Here is a 14,715-nt window from a genome sequence, read left to right as displayed (position 1 = left end):
TTATTTTAACCCAACAATTTTCCCATAGGATATAATTGTTAATCCGCAAATCAATGCTACCACGATGAAGGTAAATAGGAAATACACCGGAGATCCTACTGCCCCGAAAGCCACCTCATTTTGAAGCGTTTCTATATTTTCCCACTTATTATCAATAACGGGCTTATAACTCCTTGTTTTAATATAGCCAACTACCAAGGTTCCAGCTATATAGATTAAATGAATTACAAAAGAAATAACTAATGATTGAATAATAGTCTTCAATTAAAAACACCCCTTCATATCCTCAATTTCCATAATAAACCATAAATGATATTTCAGTAAACAGCACTTTCAAGGAGAACTATATTCCAATCATTTATTGATAAGTTTATTCTTTTTCCCCGGGGAGTTCAACAGTGAACGGTTGTAATTCCTTAGCTGGGACAAAGCTTGAGAAATCGAATTGCAAGATTGTATTTTCAAGCTTGAAGCTCTTTATTTTTTCTTCCCCGTTTAAATAGAAGGTAGATTGGAAGTGTGCTGTCTTCTTATCAATGGTTTTATCTTTATTCAAACGGATACTATGATTTTCAGGCGGCACTGGATTTTTAGGATCAATTTTCCGGATATAATCCTTATCTACCAACAGCAACTCATACTGCAGGTTATTTTGAAACAACTCAAGCTGGTGCTTGCTTAATCCCTTTGAGATTGACAGCCCGGTGAATTGATAATCGATTATGAGTTTATTTTCTTTTTGTGTAATGTCATTTACCTGCATGCCTAAACCAAGTCGTTTACTATTTAATGTAAAAGATTTTTTATCCAATAGCTGTTGAACTTTAGGGTCCGCAATCGATAGTGTCGGATACAATGTTAGAGAAGAGATATCCTTATCCACAATCGTCATTCCTCTTCGGATAGTACTATGTAACCCATCCTTCTCTGTAGATTCGGAAAGCTTTGTTCCATTGTCAAACCGGTACACCTTTCCTTTATCATCCACGGCTTTATAAATATAGATGTCATCGTCCTGGTATTTCTTTACTATTTCATAAGTAAGAGCCGAGGACGCTTTTGCGGTTAGTATTTTTTCCAACTTGATTTTCACCCCATCATCGGGGTAGCCCTGTTCCTGTTCGATCGCCAGTGTAGTGTTTTTGTCCTGCTGAAATGGAATATCAAAGTTCCATTCACCCTTAATTCCGTTGATAGAATGTATGGTGACCGGGAGAGTAAACTGGTCTCGTATTTTTCCATATGGATATTCTGTTTTCCATTGAAAGTTGTATCCGTTTTTCACCTTTCTGATATCGTACGACATTCCCAGCCATGGATCGCGATCCCCTTTATTTCCCTCAAAGTTTACATCAAAGCTGACTTCCCCTTTTTCGTTATGTCCCCTTTCAACACCCTCATCGACAAATCCGGTAATGGAAATAATGTTGCCGTCAAAATAAGAACTGGTCAGTTTCACTGTTACTCCGTTCTTCGTTTGGGATTGATTTAATACAGTAACAGCATCCTGATTTGCCAGATTTACACCCGTTGAATCGTCAAATTCTTGAAAGAGGGCGCCTATTAAAGGTGCATTTGCTAATACTTTGTTCATAGTTGGGTTGATAAAGCCTGATGCAAGCGTAATCCCAAGAAGCGCAGCCGCAGTGGCCGAACCTGCCAGAACCTTCTTTTTCTTCGAATGTCTACCCTGGCTTGCTTTTGTGAGGCCCTTATCAATTGCTTCAAACACTTTTTCTTTTGGCACAGGTATTTGTTCAATTGCTGCCTTCATTTCCTTATTATCCATGGCACTTGCCCTCCTCCTCGTTATAAGACTTTTTTAATTCGGCTTTCCCTCTGCTTAAATATGTTTTTACGGTACTTTCAGGAATCTCCATGACACTGCTAATCGTTTTAATTGAGTAATCGTAATAGTAAAAAAGTATTATCGCTGTACGGTAATTCTCTTTCAGCTCCTTAATTGCATTTAGCAGATGTAAGGATTCTTCAATGTATACATTTGCTTGGCCCGGCAGATTCGACAATATTTCATCACTCAGCGGAACAACATTGTTCTTTCTCTTTAGAACCCTGCCTGAACAACGAATGACAATCCTGGTAAACCAGGTCGAAAAATACTCTGGATTTTTTTACGAATGAATAGATGTAAAGGCCTGATAGGTTGCCTCCTGGACAACATCCAACGCATCTTCTTCGTTATGTACATAAAGATATGCAGTCCGATAGATTCTTTCATAATGCTCTTGAACTAACTTTTCAAAGGCGCCCTTATTACCCTTGATTGCTTTTTTTACTAGCCGGTGGCTTTCCGTTTCCATCTTCTATGACCCCCTTTACTAATTAGTGGAATGTATACTCAAAAAAAGTTTCAAAAAGTTAAAGTTTTTTTAAAGAAAAGCATATCATGCAAATAGAATCCTAAGTTCAAAAAAATAACAGAAACCATACTTGGTTTCTGCTAATTTCAATCTATTTTAGACTGTCCCAACGCCCAAAGGGTTAGTTGCCTTCCTTTAAAATGAGTTGTGCGACACACTCCACATGCGTCGTCATCGGAAACATATCAACCGGCTGCACTTCCACCGTTTTGTATCCTCCGTCCTCCAATATCCGCAAATCCCTCGCTAGGGTAGCTGGATTACAGGATACATAAACCACTTTTTTCGGCTTCATCTCGATAATTGTTTGAAGCAAAGCTTCATCGCAGCCTTTACGCGGTGGATCAACGACCAAGACATCCGCGGCATTTCCTTCTTTATACCACTTCGGAATCACAACCTCGGCTTCCCCTGCAGCAAACTCAGTATTTTCCATTCTGTTTAATAAGGCATTCCGCTTCGCATCCTCAATCGCCTCGGGAACTACCTCTACACCAAATACCTTCCGTGCTTTTTGTGCTAAAAATAAAGAAATCGTTCCGATCCCACAGTAGGCATCAATCACGCTTTCTTCTCCGCTAAGGTCCGCGTATTCAAGCGCCTTATCATATAAAACCTTTGTTTGAACAGGATTAACCTGATAAAAGGACAGGGCGGAAATCGCAAATTTCACATCGCCAATATAGTCATAAATGACTTCGTTGCCCCATAAAACGTTCGTTGTCGCCCCCATAATCACGTTCGTCCGTTTGGAATTCACATTATGGATAATCGACTTGATCTTTGGGAGCCGCGCAACGATTTGCTCCACTAGCTTGTCTTTTTGGGGAAGGTCTGTCGTCCTTGTGATAATGACCACCATGAGTTCGCCTGTTTGCTGACCATAACGGGCCATAATATGTCTGAGTACACCTTTATGTGATTCCTCATGATAGGCAGGGATCCCTAACTCACTGCAAATATCCTTCACCGTCTGAACTGCTTCATTTATTTCAGGCAGTTGAATGACACTTTCGTTCGTATCAACAATTTCATGGCTCCTTGGTTTAAAAAAGCCCGCAATCAATTTACCGTCCTTTTCCCCCACCGGCACCTGTGCCTTGTTGCGGTAATGAAAGGGCTGGTCCATTCCTAAAATGGGATGTACAACGACATCCTCTAATTTACCAATCCGTGTAAGTACCTGACGAACTTGGTTTTCCTTATACCTTAGCTGACCTTCATAACTAAGGTGCTCGAGCTGGCAGCCTCCATATTTATGGATATCTCTGCTGTCAATCTCGACTCGATCAGGGCTTTTTTCATAAAACTCCACCAACCGCCCAAAGCCGTACCCTTTGCCCGTCTTAATAACCTTCACTTTTGCCTTTTCGCCCGGCAGTCCGTTGGGAACAAATAACGGGTACCCATCAACCTTGGCCACACCGGCCCCATCATGGGTTAGATCTTCAAACACTACATCTATAAAATCATTTTTATTAACCGGTAAGATTCTGCTCATTCGTTTCTTCCTTTTCACATTTTGACTGCTAAGATTGTAACACAAAGCATGGTTGATTGCGAAACTTGACCATGGCAAGCGCCTTTTTTTCAAAAAAAACCAAGAAAATTGTCAGAATGTTTTTATTTTCAAATATAATAAAAGTGTATATGATTAAAACAATCTCATTCTTGGAAGGAGTGGATAATGATGAAGATGAAAAACAACCTTACTATCACGTTGCTCCTTGCCTTCCTTGCTTTCACCTTTCTTCACTTTTCATATTCACTTTCCCACTCTCATACCAATTTCAAGGCCATCATCAACCTAGATGATGCCAAGGTGAAAGGGCAATGGGACGATGACAAGAAGCTGCCCATGGACATACCCATTCTTTTTGTCCTGCCGGTCATCCTAGCTGCAGTTGCCGCTCCCCTTGTGTATCTATCCATCATTTTTATCAGAAGCTTTATTTTTCTAATACCGAAATTTCATCAATCCAACTATGTGATCGACGCTCCCGAATCATTCTGATAACAATCAATGATAAGGGAGGAATTGATAATGTGGATACGCTTTGTTATTATTGGCTTGTTTTCCATATCGGCCGCAAGCATGCTTACCTACCAGGGAATTGAAATCTTCCATGCCTTTACGGATTTCTTTAAGCAAAAATAACCGAAGGGCAGCCTCCGGCGGGGATTAATTACTCCCCCTTAGGAGTCTGCCCTTTTTAATTAAAAGCTCTCTTCTTGATCGCCTTTCATGGCCGCAACTTTATCTTTGACCTCTTCAATATTCCTCATTTTGTTATCCCAGCATTTTTGGCTTAAGTCAACCGGATACTCTGCCGGATTGGTAATCCGCTTATACTCATCCCAAAGGGCAACGAGGTTTTGCTTTAAATAATCACGGGATTCTTCCAAGCAAGGTACTTCATAAACAAGTTCCCCCTCAGAAAAAATTCTCACATGTAATTCTTTTGCAGTAAAGTTGGTCACCACTTTGTTCATGAACGTATGGGTTGGATGGAACATTCGCAGCCGTTTTTCAGGGAGCCTTTCATCGGCTAGTGCAATATAATCCCCTTCGGCGTGGTTGTTCGTATTATTGATAATTCGATAAATCCTCTTTAATCCTGGTGTTGTCACCTTTTCCGGATTGGATGAGATTTTAATCGTATCTTCCATTTTTCCGTTATTGTCCTCAATGGATACAATTTTATAAACCGCCCCAAGCGCAGCTTGATCGTAAGCTGTAATCAGTTTGGTCCCTACCCCCCAGCTGTCAATTTTGGCACCCTGTGATTTCAAACTCATAATCGTATACTCATCTAAATCACTGGAGGCAACAATCTTTGCATCAGTAAATCCAGCCTCATCGAGCAATTTGCGTGCTTCTTTCGAAAGGTAAGCAAGGTCACCGCTGTCAAGGCGGATTCCGATAAAATTAATATTATCTCCAAGCTCCTTAGCCACTTTGATTGCATTTGGAACACCGAGACGGAGTGTATCATATGTATCTACTAGAAAGACACAATCCTTATGTGTTTGGGCATATTTAATGAAGGCCGTATATTCATCTTTATATGCTTGGACCATCGAATGGGCATGCGTTCCCGATACAGGAATACCGAACAGCTTTCCCGCTCTGACATTACTTGTTGATTCAAAACCGGCAAGATAGGCTGCTCGGGTTCCCCAAATCGCCGCATCCATTTCCTGTGCCCGTCTTGTGCCAAATTCCATCGCTACTTCATCGCCTACCACTTGCTTGATACGCGATGCTTTGGTCGCAATTAATGTTTGGTAATTCACAATATTAAGCAAAGCTGTTTCAATCAATTGAGCTTCTGCAAGGGGGGCTTCCACCCTGATGATCGGCTCATTGCCGAAAACAAGCTCGCCTTCTTCCATGGCACATATAGTTCCTGTAAATCGGATATCTTTAAGATATTGAATGAAATCCTCCTGATAACCCACTTCATTTTTCAAATATTCAAGATCTTCCTCGCTAAAGCGGAAGCCTTTAATAAACTGAATCACTTTCTCCAATCCAGCAAATACAGCATAACCGTTCCCGAACGGAAGCTTACGGAAAAATAGTTCGAAGACCGCTCGTTTATTATGTATTCCATCTCTCCAATACGTTTCCACCATGTTGATCTGATATAGATCCGTATGCAGAGTTAAACTATCATCTTGGTAAAAGTGTTTCATCATCTGACCTCCGAAGTACTATTTCAGCTTTTTCATCATTATAACCAATAATGCACCTGGAAGTCTATTTAACTTGGGCTCCTAGCGATTGTTCAAAATGTCCAAGTGCCCATTCGTGACCTGCCTGATTTTTTTGGATTAGATTCACAATCCCATACGAGAAAAGGACCAGTAAATTTTTAATTACTAGTCCCAACCGATATAAGGGAATTTTCGATTTATAGGTGGAAGGTATTTCCTGCCCCTACTTTCCTTTCCTCTATATTCCTCTTACCTTTTGAATTACTTTCTTTTAATTTCTCCTCCCAAAAATCAGCACCTTTAATGCCGAGTTTAACAGGATCGAAGACTGGTTCAATTCCCGCTTTCCTTTGTTGTTCATAATCTTTAAATACTTTTAAGGCCGTTTTCGTTAGCAATAAAATAGCCACTAAGTTTAGCCAAGCCATGCTACCGAAGCCAAAGTCACCAAGTCCCCATAATAGGGATGCGTTTTCAACACTTCCAATATAAATCATTCCTAAGAAAAGAATCATTAAGCCTGCTTTCAACCCTTTTAAATTTCTATTTCTCCCAAGGTAGAAGAGGGTTGTTTCAGAAATATAGTAGTAAGCCATTAGTGTTGTAAAGGCAAAGAAGAAGATCGCAATCGCAACAAACAATCCGCCAAATCCAGGGATAACACTTTCAACAGCCGCTTGTGTCCACATCGGACCAGCCTCAACTCCTGGGATGTTGTCAACAATTGAAGACTGTCCTTCTGGAGTAATGTTGTACATACCGGTGATTAAAATCATAAGTGCCGTAGCTGTACAAACAATGATCGTATCAATATAAACAGAGAATGCTTGAACAAGACCTTGTTTTGCCGGATGGGATACAGCAGCGGCGGCTGAACTATAAGTTCCTTCCCCTACACCAGCAACGTTGGAAAATACAGCTCTCTTAACACCCCATGCAATCGCTGCACCGAACATACCGCCAAACATTTCATTTGCTCCAAATGCACTTGAAATGATTAATCCAAACATTGCTGGAATTTCTGATGCATTAGCAATTAAAAGAACGAACGTGACAATCACATATCCTAAAGCCATGAAAGGTACAACTTTATCTGCAACAGACGCGATTCGCTTAACACCGCCAAAAATAATGATGCCAAGTAATGCCACAAGAATGATACCAGTGATGCTTTTATTGAGACCGATTGTGTTCTCAAATCCAACAGCAATCGTGTTAGCCTGAATACCTGGAACTAATATTCCGTAACACAGGGTAACAACAATCGCAACCAACACCCCGAACCACTTCATTTTTAAACCTTTTTCAATAAAATAAGGAGTTCCGCCTCGGTATTGGTTACCATCTTTTACTTTATAGACCTGAGCAAGTGTCGATTCAACAAAAGCACTTGCTCCTCCCAATAAAGCCATGATCCACATCCAGAAAACTGCTCCCGGACCGCCAAATGCAATCGCAGTAGCAACTCCAGCGATATTTCCAATACCGACCCGACCAGCTAAAGCCATACAAAACGCCTGGAAAGAGGACACACCAGATTCCGGTTCACCCTTATCAAAAAGAAGCTTAATCATTTCCTTAAAATATCTAATTTGCACAAAACGCGTAATAATAGAAAAGAATAATCCAGCACCAAGTGCAAATGCTACCAACCCCAGACTCCAAACCATACCCGACGCTTTATTCACCAATTCTTCCATCTTACCCCTCCTATGTAAGCGCTTCAAAAAATAGTTGTATTACTTTTAGTTTTTATAACATTAATAATTTTCAGACAGAAAAAGTTGTGGAAATGGACATGGGACAGACTTGCTGTCCCGCTCCCATTCATTTATACACTTGTCCCATTGTTTCTTAAATTGATCCATCCTGTTTGATGCTAACAAATACACTTTTCACTTCTGTATAGTTTTGTAAGCCATACTCTCCACCCATTTCGCGGCCGATTCCTGATTGTTTGTAGCCACCGAAAGGCATAGTTTCCCATTCAAGACCAAAATCATTAATCCAGACTGTTCCTGATTGCAGCTTGTTTGCAATATAATGGCCCTTTTTCATACTTTCTGTCCAGACACTTGCAGCTAAGCCATAGTCACTATCGTTTGCCCGTTTAATTACCTCTTCAATCGTGTCGAAAACGAAAATTGACATGACTGGACCAAAGATTTCTTCACGAGCAATCACCATATGATCTTCCACATCAGCGAAAATGGTTGGCTGTACAAAATATCCTTTTTCAAAAACTTTTTCACCGCCAGCCACAAGGCGCGCCCCTTCTTTTTTCCCTTGTTCAATATAATTAAGAACGGTTTTTTGCTGTTTAGCTGAAACGAGCGGCCCCATTTCTGTTTCAGGATCCATACCTGGTCCAATCTTCAGGGATTTTGCTCGCTCTGATAAAGCTTCTACAACACGATCATAAATGTTTCGCTGTACAAATACTCGTGTACAAGCACTGCAGTTTTGCCCATGATTGTACATCGTTCCGTTAAATGCCCCTTCAATCGCTTCCTCAAGATTGGCATCTTCTAAAATAATCGCTGGGGATTTACCGCCAAGCTCAAGTGTAACGCCTTTAATTTGATCCGCAGCCTTTTTCATAACTTCTCTTCCGACAGCCGTTGAACCAGTGAAGGCTACTTTATTGACATCTTTATGTGTGATAATCGCTTCTCCCGCAATTCTTCCTGATCCAGGCACAATATTCACAACACCATCCGGAAAACCAGCCTCTTTAAATAACTTTCCTACGTATAGAAGAGATAGCGGTGTTTCACTTGCTGGCTTAATAACAACCGTACAGCCTACAGCCAGTGCGGATCCAAGCTTCCAAGCAGCCATAGCAAGCGGGAAGTTCCATGGAATAATTTGGCCTACAACCCCAACCGGCTCATGTACAGTATAGGTTACATAATCCTTTGAAATAGGAGTTGTCTTACCTAATAGTTTCGTTGCCCAGCCGGCATAATATCTAAAATGCTGGATCGTTCCGTCGACGTCATCTGACAGAGCGACTGTATATGGTTTTCCGTTATCCAATGATTCTAGCTGTGCAAGCTCTTCACGGTTTTCTTCTAAGAGATCCGCAAATTTATAGATTAGATGAGAGCGTTCCGCGGCATCCATTTTTGTCCATTCGCCTTCATCAAAGGCATGTCTTGCTGCAGCCACCGCTGCATTAATATCTTCCTCTTGCGCTTCACTTACTTGTGCAATAACCTCTTCACTGGCAGGATTAACAACGGAGAACGTTTTACCACTAATTGCAGGTACATATTCACCGTTAATATATAATCCTTTCACACCTTCCAAGAATTCTTGAACTTTCAGTTTCAAATTGTAGTTTGTCGCTTGCATATTCTCTCTCCTTTTCTGTTTTAGATATTTACTGTTTCTAAATTGGCAAGTAGTTCTTTTAGCAGTTGATCTTCCTCAGGTAATAGACCTAAACGAGGGTAACGTGCAGGACCTCCAGCTTGTCCATTTAATTCCATCGCCCGCTTCACTATTTGCACGTACTTTCCAGATCCTTCAAGGAATGCACAAAGCGGCAAAATACGATCATTGATTGCCCACGCTTGTTCAAGCTCCCCGTTTTGGAAATGGTTATACATATCTGTAACAAGCTTTGGTACGATGTTTCCAGCAACAGAAATCCAGCCAGTTGCACCAACTAAGTAAGACTCCATCACAAGTTCTTCAGCACCACAGAATACTTCAAAGTCTCCCTTGCCTTTTCTTGCAAGATCTCTTACCTTGCCAATTTCACCGCTGGATTCCTTAATGTGAGTGACATTTTCACATTCCTTACCAATCTGTAACATTAAATCTGTACTCATATTAACGCCAGAAGTAAATGGATTGTTATAAAGCATGATTGGTAGATTAACAGCACGAGATACTTCTTTGAAATGATAGTAGATTTCATTTTCCTTCGGCTTCATGTAATATGGATTAATGATGAGAGCAGCATCCGCTCCGTGAGCTTCAGCCTGCTTTGTATTCTCGATTGTCTCTTTTGTTGTTTCACCTGAAGTACCCACAATTACAGGGATGCGTCCGTTTACTTCCTTCATTACCGTTTCGACCATTTGATATTTTTCTTCTTTTGAAAGACTGACAAATTCCCCAGTACTTCCATTGATGACAATACCTGCCACACCTTGATCGATGAAGTAATTAACATTATTCTTTACTCCGCCCCAATCGATTTCTTGCTCCTGTGTCATTGGTGTAATTAATACTGGAAAAGCTCCTCTAATTTTAGTCATTTAATTTTCCTCCTAATTAGTTAATAATTTTTTATTTTAATAAAAACCCTTCGAATAATGGATCTGTCGGGTCTAATACATATGTCTGCATACCCGAAATAAATCCACGGGCTGAAAACTTAAACTTGTAACCGGTTTCAATTCGTTCTGAAAGTTCTGCTGTCAATTTTCCATTAAAAATGCTTTCATTTTCAATTGGGCTATCTGCAGATATATCGCCATTTCCTAATAAATAGGTGCTGCAGGCAGCTACAGTGCCAAATCCTGGCGAACGCACAATATAACGATCCGGACGGAATGTGACCGTTTTGATTTTGCCTTCACTTTTTTGCGAATGATCCAGCAGGATCACTCGGCTGACAGCATCTTGGCCTTCTAAGGCTTTAATCGCCTTTTGTCCCCATTGATTAATGTCAGTAAGGTTCTCCATTTCAATCGCAAAAGGCAGCTCTGCTTTATCAAAAATCGCATAAAGCTGATCGGCTTGAACAAGAGCAATTTCTGTCTGTAAATCTAAATAAGACACTGCCACATGGGTCTGTACAACCTGGCATGGCTCGCTTTTTAACTCAACTAATTCCACTTCATCATCTTTCAAAACAGCAGTAACAGTAACAACACCACAGGCTGTTTCAATACTGTATTCATTTGAAGGCTTTGCCTTTAATTGGCCGCACTCCAGCAATGTAGTTATGACAGCAACAATTCCACCATATTGCATGGGAACGGTTCCGTTATGATCGAAAAAGACAACCGCTGCATCGGCACCGCTTTTAAAAGGCGGAACGACCAAACAGCCATTCAGTCCGGCAAATCCGCGGGGCTCATTTAATAGAAGTTTAATTTCTTCCTCATAGGCAAGCGGAAATTGCTCATTCAACTCTTGTAAACTTTGATAATGAACAAGTGGCGCATCCTTAATAATTCTAAAAGCCTCGCCTGCTACATGTACATCAGTTGCTGTGTAAGCCTTTTGAATGTTCATTTCACATCCTCCATTTCATGTTCCATTGGGGGAATGAGTAAAAAGCCTTCTTTAAGCGGATCTTCCTCGTTATAAAAGAACCGGTGCATTCCCATTAACCATGCTGAACCAGCGATTCTAGTTATGACAGCCTCCACACCCTGAACAACTGTTGTTTCAAGGACTCGGCCACGGAATAAAGAACCGACAATACTCTCATGCACAAATTCTTCGTCAATACCTATCTCCTTTTTAGAAAAGAGGACGGATAATTTGGCGGATGTACCTGTACCGCATGGTGAACGGTCGATCCCGCCTGGAGGAACGATCACTGCATTTTTCACATCTGCTTCTTCATGGGTTGGCTCAGTAAAAAACTCAATATGAGTCAAGCCGCGTATAAATGGATACTCCGGATGAACGATATCCGTTGTTTCGTTAATCGTATTCCTAATTTTGATGGCTTTTTCAATGATTTTTGATGCATTCTCCGGAATCAGCTCTAATCCAACAGATGCGGCATCAATAATTCCATAGAAATTACCGCCATAGGCAATGTCTGCATCCACGATTCCAATTCCCTCAACTTCAACAGAAACACTCTTTAACAGGAAGGCAGGGACATTACAGAAGGAAACCTCTTTTGCCTTTCCGTTCTCCACCTTAATCTCAGCCTCCACAAGGCCTGCTGGTGTATCAAGTTTGATTGAAGTCACTGGTTCTTGAACAGGGATTAGCCCTGCTTCCACTAATGCTGTACAAACACCGATTGTGTCATGACCGCACATGGGCAAATATCCGCCGGTTTCGATATAGATCACACCGATATCTGCTTCCGGATGGCATGGATCTGTCAACAACGCACCTGACATCACATCATGTCCTCTTGGTTCATTCATCAGCAGCTTACGAATCCAGTCATATTCCATTTGCATATGTAGCATTTTTTCGGACATTGTTGCTCCTTTTAGCTCTGGGAGTCCACTAATTACTGTCCTTGTCGGATTTCCACCCGTGTGTGTATCAATCGTTGTAAAAACTCGTTTTGCTTTCATCAGCTCAGCACCCTTTCCTTAAATCGGGAAAATTTTAGCGGTTCAATTGGGATGCAAGTCTCCTTTTTATTCAGCATTTCCTCTATGACTTTACCCGTTATAGCAGCAAGACTAATTCCGTCTCCTTCATGACCGGCTGCAATGTAATAATTTGGAACCCCTTCAACTTCTGACACAATCGGTAAATGATCCTCCGTCCAGGGGCGTAAACCTGCATAGGACCGTATAACTATCATGTCAGCCATTTTCGGATAAAATCGTATGGCACGATTGGCAATGCATTTAATAATTTCATTGTTGACTTTTGTATTAAATCCAACAAATTCACGGCTGCTTCCAATCAAGAAGTTTTGACTTTCTGTTGGTTCGAAAACAAGGGCCACGCCATATTTTTCAGTAATCGGATCCACCTGGCGCTTACCGCCAAATTTTGATATTAAATAGCCAAATTCCATCACTTTTCTTGGCCCGACAAATTCCTGGCGTGATGCGACAATGATGTGGCCTTTTCTTGGTTTAATTGGAATGGACAGATCCAGCATCTCGCCAATATATGGAGCCCATACACCTGCAGCATTAATAACATGGTTAGCGGTAAAAACTCCATTAGATGTTTCGACAGTAAATGTACCGTCCGGCTCCCTTCTCATTCCAGTAACCTCAGTTTGTTTATGGGCTTTAGCACCCATTTTCTTTGCACCATCTAGAAGGTTAAAGGCAAGAAGATATGGGTTAACGGTTGAATCTGTTGCACACTCTAAACCGCCTAATAAATCATCAGCAAAATACTTTGAATCTTGGCGGATGTCCTGACGATCCAACATCCTGAACGGCAAACCGGCCTCTTTCTGACGGTCAACCCATTTTTGCGCGGCTTCCATTTCTTCTTCTGTTTCACAGACAAGGATGCTTCCAGGCGCGCGGTAATCAAAAGGTTGTTTCAATTCTCTGCTTAATTCATCTACTAATTTCTGGCTGACAAGTGACATTTGACTGTCAAACCCAGGATCTTTATCAATTGCTAAAATATTTCCATCACAGCGGGATGAAGTCCCACTGACAAATTCTCCTTTTTCTATAACGGTTACATCTCGTCCAGATTTAGAAGTATAATAGGCAATTGCACAGCCAATGATTCCCCCGCCTATAACCAGAACATCACAATGATGTCTCACAATACCAACCTCCCTTCGTCTCTATACATGATTTTATTAATGCAAATTGCGTGCCAACTTTTGTAAATGTTTAAAAACAACAAGACCCAAGCTGTTTTTACAATTATTCGGAATATTTACTTTGTATCCGTTTGCAAATGTCAAATTTATTGATAAACTAGTGTATAAAATATTAAACAGTGTAAAAATATTTTTACACTTCAAGGAGACTGCTATGTTTGAATTACCGTCAGTCAAAGAAATAATTGAAAAGCATTTTATCCATCTAAACCAAGCAGATAATGAAGACGCCTTAGCGGCGGTTTATTTAAATGATCCCTTCGCTGTATTAGTTGAGGCATTCAAGCAATATCCGGCTGTTGCCGTCAAGGACTCATACGGTCAAACGCTTGGCTGTATCACAAGTGAACAAATCATTGGTTTTTTGCATGATTCCTACAATCAATTAAAGGCTTTCTATGAAACGGTGATTGACACGATGGATGCTTCTGTCACAGTGGTTGATGCTGATGAACGTGTCCGCACATGGACACAAGGAGCAGAAAAAATTTTCTCTGTTAAAAAAGATGAGATTATGGGCAAACCAATCATAGAATTCTTTGAACATAAAAATCTAGAAATCTTGGAATCCTTACACAAGGGGAAAAGAATTCGGGGAAAGTACCACCAGGCAAGATCTAATCTATTTGTTCTTATAAATGCAAACCCTGTTTACTTTAATGAAAGTATTATTGGGGCAGTTGTTTCCGAAACCGATGTGACAAGCCAAGTTGTTCTAAATGAAAAATTGTTTAATATGTCAACAGAAGTTCGCCGATTAGAACAGGAGATGGCGAAATACAAGCCTTCAGATCCCTTTAATAGCATTAAAGGGAAAAGTACTGTGATGGAGAAAACGGTGCAACTGGCGAAAAAGGTGTGCACAGTTCGGTCAACTGTATTGATCTTAGGAGAAAGCGGGGTCGGTAAGGAGGTCTTTGCTAAAGCTATTCATGAGACAACCGAAGGGGCTAACGCACCATTTCGTATTATAAGGTTAACCAGATAAGAAAATATTTCTGGTTGACCTTTATTTATATGGTCTTATTATAACAGTAGCCAGGGTAGAACGTCCGCACCCGTGGGACTTTGATCCCGTCAAGTAAACCG

The 14,715-nt window shown here is 40.8% G+C and carries 12 protein-coding genes and 2 pseudogenes; 2 read left to right on the top strand and 12 right to left on the bottom strand.

From position 1 onward, the window contains the following. The 5 genes and pseudogenes from ACE198_RS16595 to rlmD form a co-directional block, all read right to left on the bottom strand. Positions 1-264, bottom strand: a complete 264-nt coding sequence (locus ACE198_RS16595) for a hypothetical protein (RefSeq protein WP_098571035.1) — start codon at positions 262-264, stop codon at positions 1-3. A gap of 106 nt (positions 265-370) precedes the next feature. Beyond that, the gene (locus tag ACE198_RS16590) at positions 371-1,789 is read right to left on the bottom strand and encodes a DUF4179 domain-containing protein (protein WP_375376295.1); all 1,419 of its coding nucleotides are present in this window, start codon (positions 1,787-1,789) and stop codon (positions 371-373) included. Beyond that, a pseudogene (locus ACE198_RS16585) lies at positions 1,782-2,114 on the bottom strand (sigma factor-like helix-turn-helix DNA-binding protein); the annotation flags it as partial. The gene ACE198_RS16590 and the pseudogene ACE198_RS16585, both read right to left, overlap by 8 nt. A gap of 18 nt (positions 2,115-2,132) precedes the next feature. Continuing rightward, positions 2,133-2,321: a sigma factor gene (locus ACE198_RS16580; RefSeq protein ID WP_375376294.1), complete on the bottom strand. Its 189-nt coding sequence runs from the start codon at positions 2,319-2,321 to the stop codon at positions 2,133-2,135. A gap of 181 nt (positions 2,322-2,502) precedes the next feature. After that, a complete protein-coding gene (gene rlmD / locus ACE198_RS16575; RefSeq protein ID WP_375376293.1) occupies positions 2,503-3,882 on the bottom strand; it encodes a 23S rRNA (uracil(1939)-C(5))-methyltransferase RlmD in 1,380 nt (459 codons plus the stop codon). A gap of 186 nt (positions 3,883-4,068) precedes the next feature. Here rlmD and ACE198_RS16570 point away from each other — a divergent pair, with 186 nt between their 5' ends. Then, a complete protein-coding gene (locus tag ACE198_RS16570; RefSeq protein WP_375376292.1) occupies positions 4,069-4,395 on the top strand; it encodes a hypothetical protein in 327 nt (108 codons plus the stop codon). Positions 4,396-4,598: 203 nt separating this feature from the next. Here ACE198_RS16570 and ACE198_RS16565 read toward each other — a convergent pair whose 3' ends face one another. From ACE198_RS16565 to ACE198_RS16535, 7 genes are all read right to left on the bottom strand, one after another. Next, positions 4,599-6,080, bottom strand: coding sequence for a nicotinate phosphoribosyltransferase (locus tag ACE198_RS16565; RefSeq protein WP_098571040.1), 1,482 nt, complete (start codon positions 6,078-6,080; stop codon positions 4,599-4,601). A 218-nt stretch (positions 6,081-6,298) separates the two neighbouring features. Continuing rightward, positions 6,299-7,801, bottom strand: coding sequence for an alanine/glycine:cation symporter family protein (locus ACE198_RS16560; protein WP_375376291.1), 1,503 nt, complete (start codon positions 7,799-7,801; stop codon positions 6,299-6,301). A 154-nt stretch (positions 7,802-7,955) separates the two neighbouring features. Continuing rightward, entirely contained in the window at positions 7,956-9,458 is a 1,503-nt protein-coding gene (locus tag ACE198_RS16555) for an aldehyde dehydrogenase family protein (RefSeq protein ID WP_375376290.1), read from the bottom strand. 20 nt (positions 9,459-9,478) lie between these two features. After that, entirely contained in the window at positions 9,479-10,372 is an 894-nt protein-coding gene (gene dapA / locus ACE198_RS16550) for a 4-hydroxy-tetrahydrodipicolinate synthase (protein WP_375376289.1), read from the bottom strand. 31 nt (positions 10,373-10,403) lie between these two features. Then, entirely contained in the window at positions 10,404-11,357 is a 954-nt protein-coding gene (locus ACE198_RS16545) for a proline racemase family protein (RefSeq protein WP_375376288.1), read from the bottom strand. Next, positions 11,354-12,391, bottom strand: coding sequence for a proline racemase family protein (locus tag ACE198_RS16540; RefSeq protein WP_375376287.1), 1,038 nt, complete (start codon positions 12,389-12,391; stop codon positions 11,354-11,356). The genes ACE198_RS16545 and ACE198_RS16540 overlap by 4 nt, the downstream gene beginning before the upstream one ends. Further along, entirely contained in the window at positions 12,391-13,566 is a 1,176-nt protein-coding gene (locus ACE198_RS16535) for an NAD(P)/FAD-dependent oxidoreductase (RefSeq protein ID WP_375376286.1), read from the bottom strand. Before ACE198_RS16535 ends, ACE198_RS16540 begins: the two co-directional genes overlap by 1 nt. A 214-nt stretch (positions 13,567-13,780) precedes the next feature. Between ACE198_RS16535 and ACE198_RS16530 the strand changes: the two are divergent. After that, positions 13,781-14,590, top strand: a pseudogene (locus ACE198_RS16530) (sigma 54-interacting transcriptional regulator); the annotation flags it as partial. Between the last annotated feature and the right edge of the window lie 125 nt (positions 14,591-14,715).

It is taken from the genome of Neobacillus sp. KR4-4, from assembly GCF_042136325.1.
In the GTDB taxonomy this organism is placed as follows: domain Bacteria; phylum Bacillota; class Bacilli; order Bacillales; family Cytobacillaceae; genus Neobacillus.
Note: the sequence above shows the minus strand (reverse complement) of the source record. Positions and strands in the feature narration are given on the sequence as shown.

Excerpts from the sequence above, each read along its gene's own strand:
- ACE198_RS16590 (WP_375376295.1), bottom strand. The coding sequence starts at position 1,789 with ATGGATAATAAGGAAATGAAGGCAGCAATTGAACAAATACCTGTGCCA.
- ACE198_RS16580 (WP_375376294.1), bottom strand. The coding sequence starts at position 2,321 with ATGGAAACGGAAAGCCACCGGCTAGTAAAAAAAGCAATCAAGGGTAAT.
- rlmD (WP_375376293.1), bottom strand. The coding sequence starts at position 3,882 with ATGAGCAGAATCTTACCGGTTAATAAAAATGATTTTATAGATGTAGTG.
- ACE198_RS16570 (WP_375376292.1), top strand. The coding sequence starts at position 4,069 with ATGATGAAGATGAAAAACAACCTTACTATCACGTTGCTCCTTGCCTTC.
- ACE198_RS16565 (WP_098571040.1), bottom strand. The coding sequence starts at position 6,080 with ATGAAACACTTTTACCAAGATGATAGTTTAACTCTGCATACGGATCTA.
- ACE198_RS16560 (WP_375376291.1), bottom strand. The coding sequence starts at position 7,801 with ATGGAAGAATTGGTGAATAAAGCGTCGGGTATGGTTTGGAGTCTGGGG.
- ACE198_RS16555 (WP_375376290.1), bottom strand. The coding sequence starts at position 9,458 with ATGCAAGCGACAAACTACAATTTGAAACTGAAAGTTCAAGAATTCTTG.
- dapA (WP_375376289.1), bottom strand. The coding sequence starts at position 10,372 with ATGACTAAAATTAGAGGAGCTTTTCCAGTATTAATTACACCAATGACA.
- ACE198_RS16545 (WP_375376288.1), bottom strand. The coding sequence starts at position 11,357 with ATGAACATTCAAAAGGCTTACACAGCAACTGATGTACATGTAGCAGGC.
- ACE198_RS16540 (WP_375376287.1), bottom strand. The coding sequence starts at position 12,391 with ATGAAAGCAAAACGAGTTTTTACAACGATTGATACACACACGGGTGGA.